This is a genomic window from Grimontia sp. NTOU-MAR1 (assembly GCF_035758505.1).
Taxonomy (GTDB): Bacteria; Pseudomonadota; Gammaproteobacteria; order Enterobacterales; family Vibrionaceae; genus Enterovibrio; species Enterovibrio marinus.
This window is the reverse complement of record NZ_CP142108.1, coordinates 2,282,606-2,303,289: the sequence shown is the minus strand read 5'-3', so window position 1 is coordinate 2,303,289 and position 20,684 is coordinate 2,282,606. Positions and strand designations below refer to the sequence as shown.

The 20,684-nt window shown below is 49.4% G+C and carries 27 protein-coding genes; 4 read left to right on the top strand and 23 right to left on the bottom strand.

What is annotated here, in order from left to right; all coding sequences use genetic code 11:
* Window positions 1-150: 150 nt before the first annotated feature.
* Window positions 151-387 (bottom strand): hypothetical protein, encoded by a 237-nt coding sequence (locus tag VP504_RS10505; RefSeq protein WP_325891119.1) that lies wholly within the window; start codon window positions 385-387, stop codon window positions 151-153.
* A gap of 209 nt (window positions 388-596) precedes the next feature.
* Between VP504_RS10505 and VP504_RS10500 the strand changes: the two genes are divergently transcribed.
* Genes VP504_RS10500 through VP504_RS10485 form a run of 4 tightly spaced genes read left to right on the top strand, consistent with a single transcriptional unit; the run spans window position 597 to window position 3,335 of the window.
* Window positions 597-881, top strand: a complete 285-nt coding sequence (locus VP504_RS10500; protein WP_325891118.1) for a hypothetical protein — start codon at window positions 597-599, stop codon at window positions 879-881.
* Between the two features lies 1 nt (window position 882).
* Window positions 883-1,428: a hypothetical protein gene (locus VP504_RS10495; protein WP_325891117.1), complete on the top strand. Its 546-nt coding sequence runs from the start codon at window positions 883-885 to the stop codon at window positions 1,426-1,428.
* The gene (locus tag VP504_RS10490; RefSeq protein WP_325891115.1) at window positions 1,415-1,648 is read left to right on the top strand and encodes an ABC-three component system middle component 6; all 234 of its coding nucleotides are present in this window, start codon (window positions 1,415-1,417) and stop codon (window positions 1,646-1,648) included. The genes VP504_RS10495 and VP504_RS10490 overlap by 14 nt, the downstream gene beginning before the upstream one ends.
* Complete coding sequence (locus VP504_RS10485; protein WP_325891113.1) at window positions 1,635-3,335, top strand: DUF2326 domain-containing protein; 1,701 nt, start codon at window positions 1,635-1,637, stop codon at window positions 3,333-3,335. Before VP504_RS10490 ends, VP504_RS10485 begins: the two co-directional genes overlap by 14 nt.
* A gap of 351 nt (window positions 3,336-3,686) precedes the next feature.
* Here VP504_RS10485 and VP504_RS10480 read toward each other — a convergent pair whose 3' ends face one another.
* From VP504_RS10480 to VP504_RS10380, 22 genes are all read right to left on the bottom strand, one after another.
* Window positions 3,687-5,654 (bottom strand): NACHT domain-containing protein, encoded by a 1,968-nt coding sequence (locus VP504_RS10480; protein ID WP_325891112.1) that lies wholly within the window; start codon window positions 5,652-5,654, stop codon window positions 3,687-3,689.
* Window positions 5,655-6,769: 1,115 nt separating this feature from the next.
* Entirely contained in the window at window positions 6,770-7,516 is a 747-nt protein-coding gene (locus VP504_RS10475; RefSeq protein ID WP_325891111.1) for a hypothetical protein, read from the bottom strand.
* A complete protein-coding gene (locus VP504_RS10470; RefSeq protein WP_325894030.1) occupies window positions 7,507-8,199 on the bottom strand; it encodes a hypothetical protein in 693 nt (230 codons plus the stop codon). Before VP504_RS10470 ends, VP504_RS10475 begins: the two co-directional genes overlap by 10 nt.
* Window positions 8,190-8,729, bottom strand: a complete 540-nt coding sequence (locus VP504_RS10465; protein WP_325891110.1) for a baseplate complex protein — start codon at window positions 8,727-8,729, stop codon at window positions 8,190-8,192. Before VP504_RS10465 ends, VP504_RS10470 begins: the two co-directional genes overlap by 10 nt.
* Window positions 8,730-8,738: 9 nt before the next feature.
* Window positions 8,739-9,605 carry a hypothetical protein gene (locus VP504_RS10460; protein WP_325891109.1) on the bottom strand — a complete coding sequence of 289 codons (867 nt, stop codon included), beginning with the start codon at window positions 9,603-9,605 and terminating at the stop codon, window positions 8,739-8,741.
* A 65-nt stretch (window positions 9,606-9,670) separates the two neighbouring features.
* Window positions 9,671-11,023 (bottom strand): phage tail-collar fiber domain-containing protein, encoded by a 1,353-nt coding sequence (locus VP504_RS10455; RefSeq protein WP_325891108.1) that lies wholly within the window; start codon window positions 11,021-11,023, stop codon window positions 9,671-9,673.
* Window positions 11,020-11,652 carry a phage tail protein gene (locus VP504_RS10450; protein ID WP_062710148.1) on the bottom strand — a complete coding sequence of 211 codons (633 nt, stop codon included), beginning with the start codon at window positions 11,650-11,652 and terminating at the stop codon, window positions 11,020-11,022. Before VP504_RS10450 ends, VP504_RS10455 begins: the two co-directional genes overlap by 4 nt.
* A gap of 4 nt (window positions 11,653-11,656) precedes the next feature.
* Window positions 11,657-12,838 carry a baseplate J/gp47 family protein gene (locus VP504_RS10445; RefSeq protein WP_325891107.1) on the bottom strand — a complete coding sequence of 394 codons (1,182 nt, stop codon included), beginning with the start codon at window positions 12,836-12,838 and terminating at the stop codon, window positions 11,657-11,659.
* The gene (locus VP504_RS10440) at window positions 12,831-13,160 is read right to left on the bottom strand and encodes a DUF2590 family protein (protein ID WP_062710142.1); all 330 of its coding nucleotides are present in this window, start codon (window positions 13,158-13,160) and stop codon (window positions 12,831-12,833) included. Before VP504_RS10440 ends, VP504_RS10445 begins: the two co-directional genes overlap by 8 nt.
* Window positions 13,157-15,052: a phage tail tape measure protein gene (locus VP504_RS10435; RefSeq protein WP_325891106.1), complete on the bottom strand. Its 1,896-nt coding sequence runs from the start codon at window positions 15,050-15,052 to the stop codon at window positions 13,157-13,159. The genes VP504_RS10440 and VP504_RS10435 overlap by 4 nt, the downstream gene beginning before the upstream one ends.
* A 6-nt stretch (window positions 15,053-15,058) precedes the next feature.
* Window positions 15,059-15,142, bottom strand: a complete 84-nt coding sequence (locus tag VP504_RS25610; protein ID WP_442788913.1) for a DUF6890 family protein — start codon at window positions 15,140-15,142, stop codon at window positions 15,059-15,061.
* Between the two features lie 89 nt (window positions 15,143-15,231).
* A complete protein-coding gene (locus tag VP504_RS10430; protein WP_325891105.1) occupies window positions 15,232-15,501 on the bottom strand; it encodes a putative phage tail assembly chaperone in 270 nt (89 codons plus the stop codon).
* Window positions 15,498-15,761 carry a hypothetical protein gene (locus VP504_RS10425; RefSeq protein WP_062710133.1) on the bottom strand — a complete coding sequence of 88 codons (264 nt, stop codon included), beginning with the start codon at window positions 15,759-15,761 and terminating at the stop codon, window positions 15,498-15,500. The genes VP504_RS10430 and VP504_RS10425 overlap by 4 nt, the downstream gene beginning before the upstream one ends.
* A complete protein-coding gene (locus VP504_RS10420; protein ID WP_325894028.1) occupies window positions 15,762-16,346 on the bottom strand; it encodes a 3TM-type holin in 585 nt (194 codons plus the stop codon).
* Window positions 16,346-16,825 (bottom strand): M15 family metallopeptidase, encoded by a 480-nt coding sequence (locus VP504_RS10415; RefSeq protein WP_325891104.1) that lies wholly within the window; start codon window positions 16,823-16,825, stop codon window positions 16,346-16,348. The genes VP504_RS10420 and VP504_RS10415 overlap by 1 nt, the downstream gene beginning before the upstream one ends.
* 14 nt (window positions 16,826-16,839) lie before the next feature.
* Window positions 16,840-17,079, bottom strand: coding sequence for a TraR/DksA C4-type zinc finger protein (locus tag VP504_RS10410; RefSeq protein ID WP_062710123.1), 240 nt, complete (start codon window positions 17,077-17,079; stop codon window positions 16,840-16,842).
* 6 nt (window positions 17,080-17,085) lie between these two features.
* Window positions 17,086-17,535 (bottom strand): phage protein, encoded by a 450-nt coding sequence (locus VP504_RS10405; protein WP_325891103.1) that lies wholly within the window; start codon window positions 17,533-17,535, stop codon window positions 17,086-17,088.
* Window positions 17,536-17,538: 3 nt separating this feature from the next.
* The gene (locus tag VP504_RS10400; RefSeq protein ID WP_062710117.1) at window positions 17,539-18,654 is read right to left on the bottom strand and encodes a DUF2586 domain-containing protein; all 1,116 of its coding nucleotides are present in this window, start codon (window positions 18,652-18,654) and stop codon (window positions 17,539-17,541) included.
* Between the two features lie 2 nt (window positions 18,655-18,656).
* Window positions 18,657-19,313: a virion morphogenesis protein gene (locus VP504_RS10395; RefSeq protein ID WP_325891102.1), complete on the bottom strand. Its 657-nt coding sequence runs from the start codon at window positions 19,311-19,313 to the stop codon at window positions 18,657-18,659.
* Window positions 19,297-19,797, bottom strand: coding sequence for a phage tail protein (locus VP504_RS10390; protein ID WP_325891101.1), 501 nt, complete (start codon window positions 19,795-19,797; stop codon window positions 19,297-19,299). Before VP504_RS10390 ends, VP504_RS10395 begins: the two co-directional genes overlap by 17 nt.
* Window positions 19,797-20,114: a head completion/stabilization protein gene (locus VP504_RS10385; RefSeq protein WP_306456050.1), complete on the bottom strand. Its 318-nt coding sequence runs from the start codon at window positions 20,112-20,114 to the stop codon at window positions 19,797-19,799. The genes VP504_RS10390 and VP504_RS10385 overlap by 1 nt, the downstream gene beginning before the upstream one ends.
* Before the next feature lie 86 nt (window positions 20,115-20,200).
* Complete coding sequence (locus VP504_RS10380) at window positions 20,201-20,608, bottom strand: hypothetical protein (protein ID WP_325891100.1); 408 nt, start codon at window positions 20,606-20,608, stop codon at window positions 20,201-20,203.
* Between the last annotated feature and the right edge of the window lie 76 nt (window positions 20,609-20,684).

Sequence of the window (20,684 nt, the reverse complement as noted above, 5' to 3'; positions counted from 1 at the left end):
GGGAGGGGGGTAATAGGCAAAAAAAACCCGCCGTAGGGAGGCGGGTGTAAGATGCGATTATAGACACTATTATATTTAACCTTTTATTTTTAGTGACTTATAAATTTTAATATAGTCGAATGGCGATAAAGTGGCGATACTTTATTTTGGCTAGTCATTCACTTCAAATCGGATGTGTTTAGCCAGCACGAATTCTTGGCCTTTGTATTTGACCATGGGATAAGGGAACGTGAAGTACGTTTCTTTGTGGCAAGCACTGCACTTGTGCTTCCATTGTTTTGGGTTCGAGTGAATCACACGGACACTTTCATCCACACGGTAAAACCCTCCACCACAGTCACAGGCGAACTCAACCAATGTAGCCTGTATCGGCTTTTCCTTTTGCATTGAGATTTTTCCTACCTAGTTATCTTGAAGTGATTAAACCTTATCACGTATGAAGCGACAGTTTGGATGGGTCAGCTCGGCAAACTATTTTTAGGTAAAATTTGGTGGTTAAAAATATTGAAATGCCCTACTTCTTCAATTTTACATCACTAATTAGTTATGTAAAATGCATTCAATTTAATAGCAACCAGTTTTATTTAGGGGTGTATATGGAGTTCCTAACTCAAATACTAGAAAATCCAGTCGTAGGTGCTGTGGGTTACGTTTTATCACTTATTGCTGCCTGCATAGCTATTCATCAGGCTTATACGAAGTCAGTCGTTAAAAAAGAAGTTGTAACGCTACAAAAACATAACGTCACTCTATTAACAGAAAACCGTGAGTTGAAAATTAAAGTGAAAAATATTCTAAATAAAAATACTGTTTCTCAAGGTGATAGATCTCAGTATTTTCAAGAGAATTCTGGTCCTGTAACTATTGATATGGGAGGGTAATATGGGTGATATAGTCTTTGACAATAACCTAGCTCCTGTTGAAATTAATACAGACACAAAGGTCCGTCGATCTACTGTACTTGGAAAGCTAATTGAGATAATTGCATCTGGAAGCGAAGAGAGGCAAGATCTAAAACGAGATCCGGCAGAAATCCTTAATAAAATCACTCATAACCAATTATTTATATATAGATGGTTGGTAGATAGCTATATAGATAATTCAATTTTGGTTGATTCATCAATGACTCAGTTGAATAAAGACATAAATAATGGAACGACAAAATTAAAGCGACAAATGAATATATTCTATCGAGAGTCATTAGCAAAATTTAAAATATCGACACGTCCAGTTGATTTGGTAAAACTAAGAGAGAAAGCTGATTTTGTTATTGAAGACATTATGAAAAGAGCAAAGACCTTCGTCCGTAATTCATCCGATCTTGGAGAAGGATTTTTTGATGAAGATATTTCATGGGGAATTGAATTAGTAACCAGTTACTCCATAATTGAATGTATAGTTTTAGAGAACCCTAATGCTAACAATTGATTCAGACCCTATTATAAATCCAATAAACATTGGTGCTCATATTCTCAATTTAATGTCGAAGAACAATGATAAACCTCTTAATGTTGAGGAAATATACGATCATATTTCTAAAGAACTTGATATCTCTTACGAAGTTTTTACTTTTTCTTTAGACTGGCTATATGCTATTGAAGCAATAAATCTAGATGATGATGGAATAATAAAGTATGCGTCTAAATAATTTGTGGGTATACAAAAATAATAAAATTATAAGAGAGATAACTTTTAAAGATGGGGTTAATCTTATAATTAATGAAGAGTCTGATTCATTAAGTAGTGGAAATAGTGTCGGAAAGTCAACTTTATCTAGATTAGTCGACTACATTTTTTTGTCTGACGGTAAAGATATATATCAAGCACCTGAATTTGGAAAACTTATTACAGAAATAGTTGATTTTATTGATAACAATAGAATTTTTGTACGTTTGAGTGTGACTGGCTTTGATGATCGTGAATACTTGTTTGGTAGATTTCTATCTAGAGGGGATAGCGCTAAACTATATTTTATCGGTCAAGATGAAGTAGGTAAGAACGAATATACAAAATTGATATCTGAACAAGTATTTGGGTTTATAGGTGATAAACCAATTATAAGAAACCTCAGCCATAAGTTTATAAGAAATACTCATGATAAAATGCAAAATACTACAAGGTTCTTACATACAAACACAAAACCTGATATATATGATCAGTTATACTTATTTCTATTTGGCTTTCAGGATCTTCATCTTCTTAAAGAAAAAGGTGCAATTAATAGAAGGATTACAACAAGAAAGAAAGATTTATCAGCATATAGAAAACCTAATAAAGAAAGTGCATTACAAAAAATGCTTAAACCTTTAGAAGAAGAGAAAGAGGAACTCACTAAAAAAATTTCTAACTTTGATTTCACTGATAGCCAAGAGAAAGGTGTAAAACAACTAGTTAGTATTCAGTCAGAAATATCGGAATTAACAGTTAAATACTCAAACTATGAAACAAGAGTTAGTTATCTAATAAAAAGTATTGATAAATTGAAGAGTAATGCTTCTTCTGTAGATGGGAAGGAAATATATGAAATTTATAATTTTGCTGGTATATCTTTAAATAAGAAATTAAAAAGGACATATCAAGACCTAATGGTCTTTCATAATAAAGTAATATCAAATAAAGTTAAATTAATAGAGAATGATTTGTTTAAATTTGAAGAGCTTTCTAAGTCGGTTAAAAGTAAAATTAATGCTCTTCAGTTATCTGAGTCGAGAGTATTCAAAGAGGTGAGTAAACCTGAAACTCTCAAATCTATTGGTGAAATATATAATAACCTATCTCTCGTGAGAGAGAAAATAGCTAGTGTAGAAGTTCTTATAAAGAAGATTGAGGATACAAAAAATGATATTTCCTCACTAGAAAAAGATAAGGAAGTAATTGTAAATGAAATTTTCAAAAACTCTGAAATTTTGAATGATAATATTGAGGTTTTTAATAGTTACTTTGGTGAACTAAGTAAAGATTTCTATGAAGACAGATATATTTTTGATCTTAACTTTGACCTAGATTCTGAAAAGTGTGAGTTTGATATAGCTAATATAACACCAAACTCTACAGGCGGGAAAAAGAAAGGTGAAGTTAGTGCATTCGACTTTGCTTATATAAATTTTGTCAATAAGAAAAAAATCAACAGAGCCACTTTTATTATTCATGACTCAATTGAAGATGTAGATTCAAAGCAGATAAATGATATCTTTACCGAAGCTAATAAGCTTAATGGACAGTATATTGTTTCTGTACTTAGTGATAAATTATCAAACCCATGCTTTAATAAATATAAAGAAAATGATGTGATTTTAGAACTCTCAGAAACTAATAAATTCTTTAAAATTCGTTGAATATTAGAAGTTGGTGAATGTTACTCACCAACTTTTATAGTCACTGTCTCTGTCTCTGTCTCTGTCTCTGTTGTAGCCTTAGTTTATAGTAAGGTTAAACTCCCATTCGCGGTAGTTTTAGTTACCTTTAGTTATCTAATATGCTTTCTACTAGAATCACTTTGGGTAATTATCCTATTAGGAATAAGAAAACCGACACGAGTATGGATAGAAATAAACTAGTAGCCATACTCATAGGGGCATAAGTCGAATAACTTGAGTTTGGGTAACTGATTATATCGTGCCTCAAAAATATGCTTGTTCAACCCCAAAAAAAAGTGTCGGCTATGCGACACTTTATTTATAATATAACTATTCGCTAGCGTCGATATACACGTTTTTCAGCTTATCCGTATTTACCTCAACCAAACGACGTAATAAATCATCTTTATTGAGTTTTTCACCGAGAGCTTCCAGTCTCACCAGTACATTTTCAGGTACGGACCCCGAAAGCGGGACAAGTACACATGTTTTTACACACAAAGTAACGATATTGTTATTACCCATCTCATATTCGTCGATAACTTTTATAGCCGCCTCAGCATAGCGTTTATTTGGAGATAACAGTATTTCATTTGACAACTTTCGATAAGACAGTAGTGCAGCACCCAATGTTTTTCTTGTAGTTTCAGTATAGAAAAACGTATGACTAACGCCGTCATTTTCCAATTTAGCAATAGGATATGTACTAGCGTCTCTATATATTTTTGAGATATCTATTTGGGATCTTGCTATATGTGTATAGATTGAATCTCGCAATGTTGGACAGATAGCAACTCCGGAGTTCATACATCGATAAAGTAAACTTAGTACCTCAGTCCTAGAGCTCATTGCTGGATATGTTTTAATACCCTTGAGAGTTGACTTAGTCATTAAAAACTTCAGGATTGGTGAAGGATCTTCCATTAAGGAAACCATAAATACTATAATAGAAGATGCCTTTGACTTGTTTACATTTCGTTTTACAAAACTTAACTCCTGTCTTTTAGCAACTAAGGCGGCGGCAACAAAATATTCTTGAAACGAAACATGACTAAAAGAATAAGACTCTGCACTATACTTTTCAAGAACTCCGTGATGTGATTCTATCTCGTCAATAATATTCTGAGAGTCATTCCCATTAAGACCAAATCGCTCAATAAATTTTGAAATAATTTCATTTAGATCATTATTTTGGAAAATATAAGTTTCATTTCTATTACAAATGAACTGATACGCAACTTCTGCAAAGAGCTTTTCTTTTCGGTCGTCCGTTAAAGATGAAAAAATTGTATCTCTCCGAAATCCCCTGCTAGTATCCCACAGTCGGAGAAGTGCATCTATACATCTACTATACAATTCTGTTTTTCTATTTGGGATATTCAAATCATTTGAATATTGTATACATAGTAAACTTAATAAAAGTGGTGTCTCAGTTAATGAGTAAACATCTTTATCAACAGACAAATGATTAATCAATTCACGCGATTTCTTAGGGCGTCCTTTAAACCAGGCTTTAATTATTTTATTAATTGCCGCTTCGGTGAGCCTAGATATCTCAACCTCATAGAAACCTTCTAAAGTCACATCATAGTCAGCTACCCTACATGTTATTATTATCTTTGCATTTGGATAGAGATCTGAAAATTCTTCAATTAAATCATATGCTCGCTTTCGCTTTGCCTGTGGGACTTCATCTAATGAGTCCAACAATACAGCAGCCCTACCTTTGTCTAATTGTCGCCTAACGTATTCAGAAGCATATTCATGAGTTTTAATCTTTAACTTGTTAGACAAATATTCTTCTATATTGCTCTCTGTTTCCACTATATCAGGAAGCGAAAGAAAAAATGGAACCTTCTTTGTCTCTAACTTCGATTTAGAGAATAACTCTTTATCAACGTATGAGAGCGCTGTATATTTCAACAGCGTTGTTTTACCGGAACCTGGACCTGCCAAAACCACAATACGATCATGCTTTTCTATATATTCATCAGCACGTATCGTTGACTTGTGTTTTCCGTTCTTTTTATGCCATTCTAGAGAGTCTAGCTCAGCCCACTCGGTACTATATAAGCGCCGATGAATACTAGTAGATATCCTAGTTGTCGAATAAATATCCGTTAACTTTACAGGCTCTGACATACCTAATATCTGAACGTTTTCAACGCTACTTCGTACAAGTTGATTATTGGCGTCTTTGTATTTATTTAGTATATCTAGTGCTTCAGTTCGTTTGTTAACAGTATCAAACACTGCACCTATAGATTTCTTGGCAGGCTCTTCGACAAATTCTATCACTCTCTTATACCATTCATTACTCGCTTAAATTATGGCAATGGATAGTACCTATCGATTCATTTAAATGCAATCAAATGCAATGATACATATTGCATTACAATTTATTAGATATCCAAATGCTTTATTTGTACGCACCTCACATAGAGCATTATAAATTTATCGAAAACTCTCAAAGTAAGACTGATATCCTTGACTTTCGCAAGCAAAGAATTGGTCGGAAACGAATTAGTGAAGACACATAGAGTCACTTATAATGTCGCGAGTTTTCATCTCTTCACCCATCCCGCCATCGAACCGTCTACAAAGCGCATTTGGAAATGCATTCAAGACTTTGCTTAGAGTGCGATGGAGTGAGCAAAACTTTGTAATAGTCATATTACTCATAAGATCATTGATGTGGGCACTTCGAGGTGTTCAGGTCAAAATCTCGACAATTTCAAATGCTCTTTTTACTTTGGATACGGCTCATTTGAATTTTCTATCCAACACTAGATTTAATGAGCTAGCTAACCTTTTGTTTTGTAACTCCGGTACGACTACCGACTAGTTCAACCTCGCTTACTATTTCTTCGATACTAAGCGGGGTCTTTTTTTGTCCCGACTTTACATGTCGTTGCCCTGAGCATCATGCCGTCCGTTTTGAAATTCTTCTGTCATAACAAAATTGCGGTGGTGCCAGTACTGATGCGGGTTGGCCGCGTTATTGCTGATCGTTGCTTTGAGCGTCTGATCCTTTGATTTGACCACGTAAAATTCTCACTTTGTTTTTTATCAATAGGTTAGGTTTATCACCTGTCGCTTTCGTTGATCCTTAAAACTGAAAAACACTGAAAAAAAGCGCACTTTTCGAAATTCCTGATCGTTAGCGAAACCCCAGCAGCCGTGCGGGTTGGCAGTATGTTTTTGCACAAATCAAAATTGAAAATTAAATCAGATCGCCAGCGTCGCCGGAGGGGAGGAGGAGTGCGTTTTACGTGGCGGGAAGGTTTACGTGTGCAGATGACATGGCGGCTGTTTGGCGCGTGGTGATGCGTTCGTGATGGGTTTGGTATCACTGGACGGAACAAGAAAAACGCCCTTGTGTGGGCGCCCTGAGTGGCTTGTTTTACGTGGGTTTATTTGGTGATGGGATCCAGCCTACCTTTTAGGGCTGTTGATGCTTCACCGTGGCCTGCCATATCGGCTGATTGGTCAGGTGCGCTGGTCGTTCCCGAGCCTCCGGGGTCTGTCCATGAATGTGGGTGCGTGTGTGATGCGCATGTATCAGACAAATCAGTGACCACTTGCATCAGTTCGCTGAGCAGCTTGAGTACATTCTCGCCTTCTGAGCCAAGCCATGTCTTTGGGGCGCGGTGGTCTTGCTCTGTTTTGGCGCGCACTTCGTGCAGGTCGCAATGAAGTTGGGCCAGCTTATCGGTGATGTGTCTAAAGTTACCCTGGTCGTCCACGTGTTGGTAAACCCCCGGACGCTGTTGGTACCGGCTTTCCCCTGCTTTGATGGCGGGCAACTTCCAGCCCAGTGGCAACACGGTGCGGATAAAAGGCTTATCCGGTTCGCCGTTGAAGAACGCGACTTCGACGATGGCGCCCATGGCGGGCGGCTCTAACCTTCCGGCGTGTTCGCCAATGCCTGGCACGGGCAGCGGCACAGCCTGAAGGGTTGGAATGTCTTCACGCTCCATGAATTTGCTGTCCAGCAGCTTCACGTCTGCAGCGTAGTGCGGATAAAAGCGATCTGATAAATCACCTTCATTGGGCAATTCAGTCAGGGCCACGACTTTGGCGGCGTGTGGCAGATGCCATTTGCCGGTGAATTCCGGGAACAGGCGTAAAATGATCCGGTTTATCGCTTTTATGTCCATTGGATAACCGTCTCTGTTCCTGTGTGTTCGACACTCGCCAGCTTTCGGCCATTGACTATCACGCCCGGCTTTAGGTGCGGAATGCATGGCAGGGTGGCTTTTTTCAGTGCCTGGTTCGGGTTCATGATGTTGTTTGGCAGGTCAACGGCTTTGTCTGCCCAGTAGGAGTCCGCCCAACTTCCCACAAAAATCCTGCCGTCACCTTGCTGTTGCCAGATGTAGTCAGGGATGTTGAAGGCTTGACCGAGGTCATCTAACAGGCGGTAGCCGTTCCCCGTTGAGTAAAAGCAGGGGATCGCCGTTTGGCTGTAGGCGTTATCAGGAAAGACGAACTGCAAGCCCGTTTGCTGTGACAGGTTGCTCAGGATGCCCGCCAATGTGGGATGACGCATAACCACATGCCATGGGTGATAGAGCACGGCGGCTAGCTCGCGGCAGAAGATTTGTACATATCCCGGTTTGCCCGGTGAGACGCGCTCAATGTAGCCGGTGAATACCCGCTTAACGGAATCACCCCAGCCCAAATCTATGGCAACGATTTGTTTTGGGTCCGCATCACCTTTGATCGTGAGTTGCGCCCGCCCCGGCGCATTTTCAGAAAAGGCCAACTGATGTTGGCTGACCTCGGTTTGTGTGTTGCCTTTCCAGCATTGGAGGCGAAATCTGGGGCTATTCATGGTAATGCGTTTTCAATTTGGTGCAGCACGCCCATAAAGCCGGTCATTTCCACGTCAGTGTCCGGTGGCACGTCGTCAGAGGCGGTCGGCGTAGTAGTGGGTGTCGTCATGCCGGTGGCTTTTTGCTGCGCCGCGGGTGTTGGCGGTTCGCGCTTTTCGGTGCGCTCAGCAACGCTGAGGTGTTCAACCAGTTCAAAGGCAACCACCCATTGCCGCAGCGTCATGTCTTCCCGTGCGGTCAGGGTGCCCTGAAATTTCACCTGACGGATTTTGAGCGCATCGGCCGTTGGATTGGTAATACGGTATACCACCCTGGCAGCGGCCTCTTTTGCCCCTGCCAGGGTGAAGAGCTGGTTTAACATAGGCGCCGCTTTAAACGGTATGGTACCGGTCACCGCCAACACTTTGGTTTTATCGCCGGTTTCGGCCTGGTCAGTGGCTGCCGAACTACCGGACATGTCCTGTCCGGCCAGTTGCTGGCGGGCGGTGACCTTGAGTCCTTTCAGCGGGACCCGTTGTCCGGAAAGATTCAGCATGTTTGCCCCTTAACTCAGTGCGCCTTTGCCATCAGAGCGCAGGGCCGGTCGTTCACCAAACGGAAAATCCGGGTTATCCGGGTAATCACATAATGCCTTGCGGTCGGCCAACAGGTTTTCGTAGTCACTTCCGGTCAGCGCACCGGTCCGGTAGGCTTCAGGGACACGCAAGTCCCGTTCATATTGCTCAAGGCGCTGTATGATGGATGTCAGCTTCCCGTTGCGCCAGTGTCGCTCATTGACCGCTTTGGCTGGCCGCTCTTTCTCCCTGTCGTATTGCCAACGGTTCTGTTTCCAGACATCAAAGGGACTGTTCGGTGATTTTAGGGTCCATCCTTGCTTTATCGGTCCGAGGTCGGTGACTTCTTCCGAGACGCTACCGTCATTTTTTTGATACTGAATTTGGCCGCGGTAATCTTCAACAAGGCGCCATTTGCCGTGTTCAAGTACCACGGCAAACCCCTCTTCCACATGAGGTGGCGCTTCCCATGTGTGATCGTCAGGAAGCACAAAACCGGGCTCAGCAACCACCTGTTCACGTCCTTCTTTGTCCCAGTAACGTGCGCCTGTTTTTATGTCCAATACCCGCCATTTTTTACCATCATGATGAACGGTTTGCGTCTGTGGTTCATAGACTGGCGGGACCTCAAAGATTGCCCATTCAGGAAAAGCACCATCGGGTTCATCCACAAAGTAACGCACGCCATCCACCGAATAAAAAGGCACCAGGGTGGCATCGTCAATTTCAGGAGACCACCTTTCTGTTTTGACGTCGAAACGCGCGGTTTTCCCTTCTGCGCTCGGGGTGAAAACAGACTGGGTACAATCGGGACCCAGGCAAGTCCCTTTGACGACGTGCTCTGTGACATTTTCCATCCACCATCCTTTTGGACAATGACGCGATACCCTCACGCTTTGGGTGTGTTCAAAAAAACGTGCCATTACTGAAGCCTCACTATCCAGTTGAATTTGATGTTTTTGATGGTATTTTCTGCGCCGCCGTGCGCGGCGATATTGACCGTGTGACTGTGGCTGCCGACGTTAATAATGTGGTTGTGGTTCCCCGTTGTGCTGCTATAAAGCACGTTGCCGTGTGAGCCTCCGGCAGCATCGGCGTTGTGGTAGCTGCTGGTATAGCCACCTTGATAGCCCCCCCTTGTGTGGTGCCTGTGGTTACCACCGACGGTGGTGTATTTATTACCGATGTCGGTACTGCTGACCGTTGAGTTAGGGTGTCCATGGCTTTTGATTTGGTCGGATTCAAACGCCAGTACCGTGTCAGTCTCTTTTTTACCGACTACCGCCATCCCCCGCATATCAGGCAGCACACCCAGGGGGTAAGCTTGCGCGGTTTTAGGATAGGTCTGTTTGTCAAACGCCTGCCCCTTCATAATGGCAAACCCTTCCGGGGCCTCATCAGTAGGCCAGGGTAAAGGCGCCCCTACCGGGCAACTGTTGCTGCTCTCCCGCACCTCGCGTAAATCTTTTATGGTGCCGTCGTCATGTAGCATGGCCAGCGGACAAACATAATGGGGCCTTCCATTCCCATCGGCGTAATCGGTCAATGGGTCGGCGGATAACCTTATGTCAGCGGTGTTGGCCCATGCCGATGTGGCGGTCCCGTCCCTGTATGCATCCAACCATAGGGTGACCGGTGTCTCTGTGACCGTGAGTACCTGCAATACCCCGGCTTGTACTCTCAGCCCGCCCAGATATGCCAACCCCGGCGAGATCAGGTATTTGGTGGCATCACTGGCATGCTGTGTCACCTCAAATCCATCAAGAAAAGCAGTATGACCATAGTTATCGAGACAGTGCAGGCGGTGGTCTTCGTCCATCCCTTTCAAACGGGCATGATAGTCAACTTGCCAGGTCGCCGCATCCACCGTCACATTGGCCGCTTTCGCCGCACCATCAAACTGCATCAGCAAGGATTTGGTGAGCGCCATGCCCGTCTCTTTGGTTTCGGTGGCCTTGTATACGACCATGGCACAACTGTCCGGGACCGCTTTGTCATGCAAGAACATGGCGTTGAACGTGAACGGCGCCGTACTGCCCGGTATCACGACCGAATACACCACGGCATTGCTGCCGGATTTGCCGATTTGTTCGACATCCTGTTGGTGAACCCATTGACCTTGTGGCGGCAGTGTCACCGTGCGGTCAATCGTCTGGCTAGCATCCAAATCCGGGATGTAGGCAAAAATGATTTCATTGAGGTCAGTGGGCTCGCCCAATAACACTTTGTTCTGTAGATACTGTTCAAACCCTAACGGGATCGCCGTCTGGCTCATGTCTCGCCCCCTTCTGGCTGCGATAGTGTTGCAATGAAAAGCTGTTGCCGGGTCTCAGCAGGCTGAGGTGGCAGGTTGATGGATACGCTGTCGGTCGCGTGGGCGGAAGCCAGGTCAAAGCGGTGACCGAAGGCGCCGCCATGTACCCGGAGTGCGACCGGATAGGTCACATTGAATTGATAGCGGCGGCAGGTACGCCCGTATTGGCGGATCATGGCATTCATCAGCCAGCCCTTTTGCGCCAGTTCCCCGTCTGCGGTATCAATGGTGACCACATCCCATTGCACCGGGTCTTCACGTTCATGGATGTCTACCCAATCCACCCCCAGTTTGGCGAACATGGTTCGAAAACCACGGGTTTCGCCAGCGTGGCGGGCGAAGGGGTAGGCATTCGCCACACGTATGCGGAAAATCATTTCGTCTTCACGCTCCAGCGGGGTAATGTCCCGCTCCCACGCCATCAGTTTGACCACGCCAATGGGGGCGGTGAGTGCATCAAACTGGGTGAGAGGCAGGCGCAATGCGTCATCGACTTTTTGCCAGTAGTGCCTGAGCGCGCGGGCAAACTTCACCAGCTCGCTGCCTTCGCGGCCCATCCAGTACTTGAATTTGATGTCTGGCAGCTTCATGCGGTTAGCCTTGTAAATTCACGGTCAGCGCGCCAAGACGTGGAATGGTCAGGTGACTGATGATGTCGTCCTCGGCAAACTTCACCGATTCGAGACCCGGCAACAGGGTGTGCAACTCGCCTTCCAGGCGGGAAAAGCTGAAGCGGCCAACCGGCTGAGTGCGCGTCACGGTGTAATCAAGGTTTTCCCGGAATGCGGATCCAGTGATAAGCCTCACCTGTGCTTGCAGGGCCCCGCGCTCTGCATCGGTGAGTTCAGGCTTCGGCCACACAGACACCGAGATGTCATGATGCGTTTCCGGCATCGCTTTCACCGTCAAGCCATCACCGTGGCCGTGTAAGCCTTCATCAATCCGCGCTTGCAGCGTCGCAATCAGCGCGGGGGCGGGGTTTCCGGTGTCTAACAGGATAAGGGCGTTGGCGGTACCGGGGCCATTGGGCGCACCGTGTTCAAAAAACACGTTGTCGGTTTGAATGCCCTTCACTTCAGTGAGAATGGCGCGGTAAGCCGCATCAATGTGCCATTGCGCCACGGCTGACCACTGGTTGCGCACGCGAAGGCGCAACTCATCTTCGTTTTCTTCGTCTGCACCCGCCACCATCAGCCAGTCTTCCTCATTGGCCGCCGCCGCAATGCCCGGCGGGGGCGTCGGCAACACATGAAAGTACCCGGCGCCGAGGTTATAGGCTGCGCCCGCCGCTTCCGCTTCCACTGCCGCTTCCACGGTAGTGGCGTTCTCAGGCATCACGGTGTCTTTCTGCACTTTCACGCGGTAGATTTTGCCGTTGATGATATCGGTCTGCACCCAGGTGCCCGCCGGGATGAGCAAGGCAGGCCCCTGAAGGGCGGCCCGTTGAAACACCAGATTGCCTTTGGCTTTATTGGCGGGCTTGGGGGTCACGTCCACGCCCCATGCCTTTTGCTTCAGGAACTGCCCGGACGCCGTCGCCAAAAACATGTTTGGCAACACAAAGCCAATCAGCAGCTTTTCAACCAACCACACCGTGCAGGTGATCACCGCTTGCTCAATCATGCGCCAGAAAGGCGAGAAGCGGCTGTCGTTGTTGATCACGCTCCCTGCTTTTTCCATTTCTTCTTTCAGCACCTTGCGCCAGCCTGCCGGGTCGGTCGGAATGCCTGCGTCTTTGACGATTTGCTTATAGTCCGGCTTAGGAATATCAGACATTGCTTACCTCTACGTCGAGTCGGCCAAATTCGCGGGTGTCGGCAAAAATCCAAATTAGGCCCAGCTTGGGCTCTTCCAATGTCACCGTGCCTGGCACCAGTCGTGTTTCTTCTTCCACCAGAAGTTCAATTTGCTTTTTGATGTCAGCCCGGCCAGACGGCGAGGTGTCACCAATCAGGGCCACGGCCAAACCGCTTTCGATAATCGCGTGCTTGATGTCTTGAGCGATCACTTGCGCATCCTGGATGAGCACCGGGTTGCGGCCGTCGTCCAGCACCACATCCCCGTTTTTAATCAATATGTCCTGATAGCGGTAACTCATGGCGCGGCCATCTCCAATTCATGCGCAAGGTCTTGCGGGCTGTTGACCTGCTGCGCGTAGATGTTCACGCCACCATAGTGGGTGCTGCGGCCTTGGTTGTAGGTCGCCATTTGACGCGCCACGCCGCCTTGCTGAACCGGCGCACGTGGGGTGGCTTGGCGAACTGCATCAATTTTTTGCCCCGGTGCTTCTTCGTCGCTGCCAAAGCCCGGGATCCAATCAACCAGCCCTTTGACCGATTCCATGGCCGCATTGAATCCGCTGCTGAGCCAGTCAAACAGGCTGGTGAATACCGCTTTCAGTTCATCACCAATGGCAAACAAACCCTCAAAGGCGGTGACGTCAGTGAATCCACTGGTGACCCATTGCCAGCCACCGTAAATGGCCTGAAACGCGGCGCGGAAGGGGGCGGAAAGCAAAGTGATGGCATCAAACCAGGCGGTATCACCAAAGCTGGCTTTCAAGTCGTCCCAGTAGTAGGTCAGCGCACCCATCGCCGCGACGGCCGCCACACAGGCACCGACAATCAACACAATCGGGTTGGCCGCAATCACAATGTTGAGCGCGAGGAAAGCGCCTTTTGCAAAGGCCAGCGTTTTGGAAAGTGCACCAAAAGCCAAGCCCAACCCTTTAATTAACGGCGTACCGACAAGCATCACTGTCGCCCATAGCATTTTCATCGCCCCCGTAATGATGGTGAGCACACCGCCTGCCGCCACCAGGCCGAAGAAGCCCAGCGCCGCATAACCCAGCCACTTGGTGATTTTCGGAAAGACCTGTGTCCACTGCACCAGCTGCATGGCGCCGTCGGCAAGAGACTGCACCAGGGGAAGCAAAGAGGGCAGCAAGGCGCTGCCAATGGCGGCGCGGATAGCGAAAATACCCGCCTCCATGCGCTCCCACTGGTCGGTCATGGCCCCGGCCATCTGCTGGGCCAGCGCGAGCCCCTTTACCTGCCTAAAGTCATCAATCGCCCCTTTCAGCTCTCCGGTGCGGTCATAGAGGGTATTGATAAAGCTCATGGCCTGTTTACCGCCAAAGGCTTTTTCAATCTCCAGCTTTTCCATCGCATCCAGTGTGCTGCCGTACTGCTGGCGAAGGGTCTGTATGATGCTGGCGGTGTCTTTGAGCTGGTGATTACTGTCAAGAAATTTCAGGCCGAGCTTTTCCCCTGCTCCGGCCACCTTGGCAATAAATGCCTGGTATTTGGTGGCCGCCACCGAGCCTTCCATCTGGTTACCCAAAAGCCCCAGCACGGCAAACTGCTCGCCAAGGCTTACCCCCGCCGTGGTGGCATCGTTCCCCAGACGCTTGAAGGACTGGGACAGCTTGATGCCATCGGTTTTAAATTTCTGCACGGCCAGCGCGGTATAGCTGCCCAGTTGCTCCGCCCATGCGTCTTGCCCTATGGCTTTGGCATTGTCACTGAAAATGCCATACATGGTGCCGAAGTAATCGGTAATGGTTGAGGTCTGCGCCTTGGTCGCCGCGGCGGTCACTGCCGCCACCTGAGTGATGCTGGCCAGCTGACTCGGGTTGATGCCTTCCATGGACGATTGAATGTCATAGGAGGCGGCCACAAATTCCGCCGCCGATTTGCCGTATTCGACAGAAAACGACAGGGCTGTGTCGGCAAGGTGCTGGAGATGGGCATCCGCGACCCCGAGCGATTTCACCTCGCCCAGTGCCCTGTCCATATCAATCGCCGGTTGCAGGGCCTGTTGCAGCGCAATGCCTGCCCCGGCCACCCCGGCGGCGCCTGCGACCATGGTGTGGGTGCCGTCGCGGTAGTGTTTTGACATCGCGCTGAACTGCCGCTGGATGTTCCCCAGCGGCTGACTGATTTGGTCAATCAGGCCGACGGTAAAGCGCAGTGGTTCAGGCAATGACATAAGTGGTTAGGCTCCCAGGGCGCTGGCCGTGGCCATGCCGGTGTTTTTCCAGTACTGCGTTTCAAGGAACACAGCCCGTGCAAGGTTCATCTCTGAATCGGTTTCATGGGGCAGCCATTTTCGCCGCCACGCATACATCTGGAGTAAGTCGCTGCTCTCGTGCGACTTCACCAGGTCTTCTATTTTTTTATGGTGATTGACACCTTCGGCGCATATTGCGCCATCACCACACTGGCTAACTGCATCATGGCGCCGGGGTTGTCTGCCGCCAGCTGGCGCAGTGCCCCTTTGCTGTCCTCACTGTTGACCGACTGCATGACAAAGTTATGTGCTGCATCCGCAATATCTCCCTGTGCCACGGCGCCGATGTATTGCCCGTAGATTTCCGGGGAGGGGGAAAAGGTGATGTCTTTCCCTTCCACGGTCAGTTCGATGCCTTTTTCATTCATGACTTTCTCTCTCTGTCTAATTTGGTTTCGAGGCGGGCAAACTGCCCGGTGATAAATTCCTTTAACTCACTCACATCGTGCTTGGTGGCGTACTTCTCGGCGGCATCGGCCCGCTGCTCGACAATGGCCAGCTCATTTTTGTGTGTGCGTTGCTCCAGCTCACGGGCGGAATGGGCCGATTTTTCCGCGCGGGTAAACACAAACCCAATCAGTCCGAGAAGAAACGTGGCCACGGCGAGCCATAGGCGAACATCGTCCATTCAGTGTTCCTTGCTCGTGGGGTTGAGGCGGCCAAACAGGCCAGGCGGGGAAAGCCCCTTTGCCACCTGTTTGTCCTGGCTGCGTTTATGAATACTGATACCCAGCACCGCCAGTGCCACCGTAAACAGGGGAGTTAAGGCGACCACCGCATTCACGAGGGCAGCGGCCTGCGTCGGGTGACACACCAGGGCATAGGCCAGACCGAAAAACAGCAGCGACCAGGCCAGACACATGGCATAGCCAAACGTTGGCCGCCAGCGGCGCACATACGCATCATTGCTGGCAAGCTCCGCCTGCTGGGTGGCCGCTTGCGTGGTCATCGCCAGTTTGCGCTCTTCGCTTTCCAGCGCAGCATGCTGGAACGCGAGGTCGTTGAGCCGCAGACGCTCTTCACTTTCCAGCTCTTTAATTTTTAACAGGGCATCCGGGTTGGCTTTCAGCTCAGCCTCAATGGCGGCCGGTGTCGCTTCTACACCCAGGGTACTGGCGACCATGGCGCCCACCGCGCTGCCAGCCGGACCACCGATAACGGTACCAATTAAAGGCGCTGCACTGCCCAGAAGGCGTTTGACTGTCTCCCACATCACGCGGCCTCTCCCGTCACCGCCGGGTAGCATTTCCGGCACAGTTGAAAATGGGGGCCATCAAGCAACGGGGTTTTCCCTTGTTGCCTTTTGCGCGCCACATAACGGGCGATAGCGTCCTCTAAATCCGCTTCGTCGTTGATGACTGTCCAACAGCCGCCCCACACAATGGGAATATCCAGCTCCCTGGCGGCCTGCCTCACGGCATAGGCTATCTTGACGTAAAGCCCGAAATCCCAGCGTACACTTCCCCCGACCCAGGCGCCCAAATCGCAGGCATGGCCGGTAAGGTGTCGGCTGTTAAAGGTTCTTGAGGCGCCTTTTTCGACCAGCACTTTCTGACGGGCCAGGGTGCGCAGCCCTTCCATTACCGTGAAGTCGACGCCCACAATCTCAATGGCCCGCTCTATCACGCGCTGTAAATCCTGATGCAGTTTGGCCAGGCGTTGACGTGACCGTTTTCCAAGTTGATAAGCCATGGTGTTTTCCCTTGTTACCGTCCGCCGAGGCGGCGGACCCTGATTTCATGTGCCTGCTGGCAGTGGGTACAGGTCGTGCTTTGAGGTACCTGCTTACGCCGCGCTGCCGGGATGGTATCGCCACACTCTGCGCATTCGGTGTGGGTATAAACCGGCGCCGCTTTTGCCCTGGCGCTGGCGGCCAGCTGGTTGGCCAGCGCCACCTCGGTGAACTGGGTTTCGATGCCGCTGGCATGGTCGAATAAATCCGGCATACGCTGTTACCCGATGATGTCCACGGTTTCATCCGGGCGCAGGTAAGGCACACCGTTGATGTGGACGAAATCGGGGCTGGTGATATCAAACGGAATTTTGTGGACCAGCGCGTTGCCGCCGCTGCTGTCCGCATCAATCAAATCGGAGATTTTCAGCTTGATGCCGTACATATCGACCTTGAGCGTGTCGCGGTCAGTCTGGCCAAATCCCATGGCGTCGAAGGTGGGTAGCCCCCGGAAGGAGCCCGCCTGTTTGGCGGCCAGCATCAGCAAATTAAACTGGCTGGTCACCAGCTCCAGCTCGCCGCTGGCGTCCACGTCGCCGTCCACGTAATCATCAGGCACACCATTGGTTTTGGTGACGGCGCTGTTATCGGTGATGCTGAGCGTCCACTTTTGGGCCTGAAGTTTCAGGTCACCCATCATAAATTTGAGGTTCTTACCGGATATACGCATGGGTTACCCCTCCGCTTGGTTGGACAGGTCGAGGGCGATATTCACCACAATGTGTTTCGGGCAGTTGTGCGGGGTGACAATTAGCCCGATAGCGACCTTGGTTTTGGTCAGCCACTGGATAGTCACGTCGCCCTCTTTCGGAGGCATGATTTCCCCAGGGAACTGAATGTCACCCAACTGGATACCCTTGCTCATTTCACGCATGTACCTGGAAAAATACTGTTTGTTGAGCTCAATGGAGGCCGGGGTCGAGTTCAGGATTTTGTCACCGACCCGGCGGATAGCCTGAATACGCACACGGCGGTTGAGTTTGTGCACCGGCCGGATGTATTCAAGGAACTGGTAATCGCCGCCTTTGGCTTCCAGTGTGGAGGCGTCGGCCCAGTAAATGCCCTCGTAATCGGCGTACCACTGCGGCACGCTGAGGCGTTCGCGGGAGAGTGCGCCAAGGGTCGCGAGGCTCAGGGCGTTGCCGTCTTTGTCTTTGGGAGAGGCGCCAAGGTCGAGCACGGGACCGGTGGCCACACGCATGGGGGTATCAGCAACGGTCACGCTCCGGTTACACAGACGCCCGGCCAGTACCCCGGCGTTATTGCCATGCAGCTGCGGTACCGCCACCACCATGTTGGCCGCGATAGAAGCCTGCAGGGCAATGGTCGCCGTCTCATACTCTGACCAGGTTTGTGCGCTGGCGTCGATACCCGGCACCGCGGCAAGAAAGAAACACCACCGGCCCAGCTTGTTGATAAGCTCAGCCGTTTTCGCCTGCATGGTTTTAAAGGCCAGCTTGTCCGTGGTTTCATCAACCAGGACCACCGCTTCAAACGAGCCGGACGCGTTGGCAAGGTCAACGGCCTCTTCCCAGTCTATTGCCCCATTCAGGCCGAAGACTTCCGCGGTCCAGTTCTGCCCGCCGTTGACCTGCGCGGCCTTCACGTTGTCGCCCAGCGCATCATTGCCCATCAGGGGCGCTAAGTCGGTGGTGGCGTCAATGCGGGTGACTTTGCCCTGAAGGGCTGACTTTGACGTGGTGCCGATAAACAGAAAGTGCCTTTCTATCTCGGGGATCCCGCCTTGTCCCAGGTTGAGGTTGTTTACCTCGACTTGTCCCAATGCCATGGTTATGTCCTTTTCTGTGCCTGCCCGATAATCTTGATGAGCTGGCGGTTAACGTCGGGTTGTGGACTGCCTAAAATCTGGCGTTTATCCAGCGGGATATCCCACTGCGTTTGCTGAGGCTTGCCGCTCAGTTCACGGATAATGGCTCCCGCCTTGCCGTGCGTCAGGTTCTGTTGAATCCATGCCAGTGTTGGCTTTTTGCGGCCTTTGCCGCTCTTTGTCGGGATGCTGTAGCCCAGTTCCCGAAGTGTGCGCGCCATGCCTTTGGTGGCTGGGGCGTCATAGTCTGGTTTTCCAAAGCGCCGCTGCAGTTGTCTGGCGCTCATCCTCTGTGTTTGGCCGGTGTGGTGCCTGGCCGCTGTTCTTCCTACCATCCGGTTGCGCCAGGTGAGATCCAGCACCTGTCCGCCTTGCCTGACGTAGGGCTCCAGCCCCTTTGCCAGGCGGCGGAACATCTTTTTTCGCCCTTTTTTTCTGGCCGTCAGTGTCTTTCCGTGAATGTCCTTTTGCTGGCGGATGCGTTGTCTGACGTTGGCCTTTTCCCACCGCCCCAGCGTTTTCAGAATCCAGTATCGTTTTTTGGGTGGAAGGGCCAGCAGGGCCAGCTTTTCCTTGCCATTCAGCGCGTCGCGTTTGTTGAGGCTAATGACCGGTTTCATAGCGAATTTCCACGTCTTCTGCTGTCCAGATGGGCACCGCCTCTACGCGGTACTGTGTCCCCTGATAGCGGATATGGCCCTCGCTGTCCGGCACCATCTGTATGTCTTCACAAAGTTCGAGCTCGATGGCCACGTCCACGCTGCCATCGTCCAGCACATCCACACTGACTGACGGGTCGGCCAGTCCTTTTTGACTGCGGTCCGGGTCAAACTCACTTATCCAACAGGCCACCGACGCCAGCAGGTAACGCGGGTCAATGGCTTTGTGGGGAAACCCCTCAATGCTGACCACCGCCTGGTACTGCCACTGCGCCATCAAAAAACCGCCGTTCCCGAGATCTTCCCCGGAGACGGTGAGCTGCGCGTTTTCCTGCCAGGCATCAATCTTGTTGGCGAGCACCACCCCGGACATGTGCGCGCACATGTAATCCGTCAGGTGCTCCAGGTGGGTTTGGTGATAAGGCGTCACGTTTGAATGTCCCATCAGATCAACGCCACCCGGTTTTCACTCAGGCCCAGCAACAAGGCAATATCGCGGTTGCTCTGGGCGCGGAAACGATCCCCTTGCTCGGCCAAATCTTCTGCGGTGTTGCGCGCTTCATCCCGTCGGTTCTGGGTAGCAAACTCCGGCAACAAATCAGCATGTGCGCGGGCAAAGACCGCGCGCAGATACAAGGTGCTTTCTGCCCCGGACAGGCGCTGACCATTGAGTGGCGGTAACTGTGCCTGCACCGCCATCACCGCAATTTCCAGCGCCGCTATGATGCTTTGCTCGTCAAAAACCGGGGGGATACGGCGCATGGTGCGAAAGTCCTGGGTATCAAAGTAGGGCCACCCTTGTCCGGGAATAAAGGTGGACTGATGCCGGGGTAAGTTGCCGCCAAAGCTCATACTGTCTGCTCTTCCTTCGCTGATGTTTCTTCCAGTTTCTTGAGCTCATTGACGATCAAGTAGGCGAGCAAGTGGGCGGCGCACAACAACGCCGTCCAGAGAATGGCTGTTGACCAATAGCTGAAGAAAACCAGTGCAGGTGAAATGGCATACAATGAGAAAACCTCAATCCGCGTCATCCACTTAGGCCGCTTGGGTTTCGCAGAGAATTTTTTAGCCATCTCTTTGATTAGTCCGTCGTTACTGATGCAAACCAGAAACGCGAACAAAAAGACCAGTGCATAACACCAACCGACAAACAGGCCGATGTTCATCACGCCTTCGTTAATCAGGCCAACATGCTCGCCAACAAGCGCCGTGACCAAAGTCAGAACAACGAGCAAGACGGATAGCAGTCGTTTCATTTTCACTATTCCTCAAATCGGTGTGCTTCTACCCACTAGGTCAACGTCATTGGGTTTGCCTTACGGCAGCCCGACT

What these genes read in the sequence shown, in the direction of transcription:
- VP504_RS10490 (WP_325891115.1), top strand. Translation starts at nt 1,415, where the DNA reads ATGCTAACAATTGATTCAGACCCTATTATAAATCCAATAAACATTGGT.
- VP504_RS25610 (WP_442788913.1), bottom strand. Translation starts at nt 15,142, where the DNA reads ATGAACCTTGCACGGGCTGTGTTCCTTGAAACGCAGTACTGGAAAAAC.
- VP504_RS10395 (WP_325891102.1), bottom strand. Translation starts at nt 19,313, where the DNA reads ATGAAACCGGTCATTAGCCTCAACAAACGCGACGCGCTGAATGGCAAG.
- VP504_RS10380 (WP_325891100.1), bottom strand. Translation starts at nt 20,608, where the DNA reads ATGAAACGACTGCTATCCGTCTTGCTCGTTGTTCTGACTTTGGTCACG.
- VP504_RS10385 (WP_306456050.1), bottom strand. Translation starts at nt 20,114, where the DNA reads ATGCGCCGTATCCCCCCGGTTTTTGACGAGCAAAGCATCATAGCGGCG.
- VP504_RS10425 (WP_062710133.1), bottom strand. Translation starts at nt 15,761, where the DNA reads ATGGACGATGTTCGCCTATGGCTCGCCGTGGCCACGTTTCTTCTCGGA.
- VP504_RS10455 (WP_325891108.1), bottom strand. Translation starts at nt 11,023, where the DNA reads ATGAGCCAGACGGCGATCCCGTTAGGGTTTGAACAGTATCTACAGAAC.
- VP504_RS10460 (WP_325891109.1), bottom strand. Translation starts at nt 9,605, where the DNA reads ATGGAAAATGTCACAGAGCACGTCGTCAAAGGGACTTGCCTGGGTCCC.
- VP504_RS10415 (WP_325891104.1), bottom strand. Translation starts at nt 16,825, where the DNA reads ATGGCTTATCAACTTGGAAAACGGTCACGTCAACGCCTGGCCAAACTG.
- VP504_RS10500 (WP_325891118.1), top strand. Translation starts at nt 597, where the DNA reads ATGGAGTTCCTAACTCAAATACTAGAAAATCCAGTCGTAGGTGCTGTG.
- VP504_RS10400 (WP_062710117.1), bottom strand. Translation starts at nt 18,654, where the DNA reads ATGGCATTGGGACAAGTCGAGGTAAACAACCTCAACCTGGGACAAGGC.
- VP504_RS10390 (WP_325891101.1), bottom strand. Translation starts at nt 19,797, where the DNA reads ATGGGACATTCAAACGTGACGCCTTATCACCAAACCCACCTGGAGCAC.
- VP504_RS10430 (WP_325891105.1), bottom strand. Translation starts at nt 15,501, where the DNA reads ATGAATGAAAAAGGCATCGAACTGACCGTGGAAGGGAAAGACATCACC.
- VP504_RS10450 (WP_062710148.1), bottom strand. Translation starts at nt 11,652, where the DNA reads ATGAAGCTGCCAGACATCAAATTCAAGTACTGGATGGGCCGCGAAGGC.
- VP504_RS10445 (WP_325891107.1), bottom strand. Translation starts at nt 12,838, where the DNA reads ATGTCTGATATTCCTAAGCCGGACTATAAGCAAATCGTCAAAGACGCA.
- VP504_RS10485 (WP_325891113.1), top strand. Translation starts at nt 1,635, where the DNA reads ATGCGTCTAAATAATTTGTGGGTATACAAAAATAATAAAATTATAAGA.
- VP504_RS10495 (WP_325891117.1), top strand. Translation starts at nt 883, where the DNA reads ATGGGTGATATAGTCTTTGACAATAACCTAGCTCCTGTTGAAATTAAT.
- VP504_RS10505 (WP_325891119.1), bottom strand. Translation starts at nt 387, where the DNA reads ATGCAAAAGGAAAAGCCGATACAGGCTACATTGGTTGAGTTCGCCTGT.
- VP504_RS10440 (WP_062710142.1), bottom strand. Translation starts at nt 13,160, where the DNA reads ATGAGTTACCGCTATCAGGACATATTGATTAAAAACGGGGATGTGGTG.
- VP504_RS10475 (WP_325891111.1), bottom strand. Translation starts at nt 7,516, where the DNA reads ATGGACATAAAAGCGATAAACCGGATCATTTTACGCCTGTTCCCGGAA.
- VP504_RS10465 (WP_325891110.1), bottom strand. Translation starts at nt 8,729, where the DNA reads ATGCTGAATCTTTCCGGACAACGGGTCCCGCTGAAAGGACTCAAGGTC.
- VP504_RS10410 (WP_062710123.1), bottom strand. Translation starts at nt 17,079, where the DNA reads ATGCCGGATTTATTCGACCATGCCAGCGGCATCGAAACCCAGTTCACC.
- VP504_RS10435 (WP_325891106.1), bottom strand. Translation starts at nt 15,052, where the DNA reads ATGTCATTGCCTGAACCACTGCGCTTTACCGTCGGCCTGATTGACCAA.
- VP504_RS10420 (WP_325894028.1), bottom strand. Translation starts at nt 16,346, where the DNA reads ATGTGGGAGACAGTCAAACGCCTTCTGGGCAGTGCAGCGCCTTTAATT.
- VP504_RS10405 (WP_325891103.1), bottom strand. Translation starts at nt 17,535, where the DNA reads ATGCGTATATCCGGTAAGAACCTCAAATTTATGATGGGTGACCTGAAA.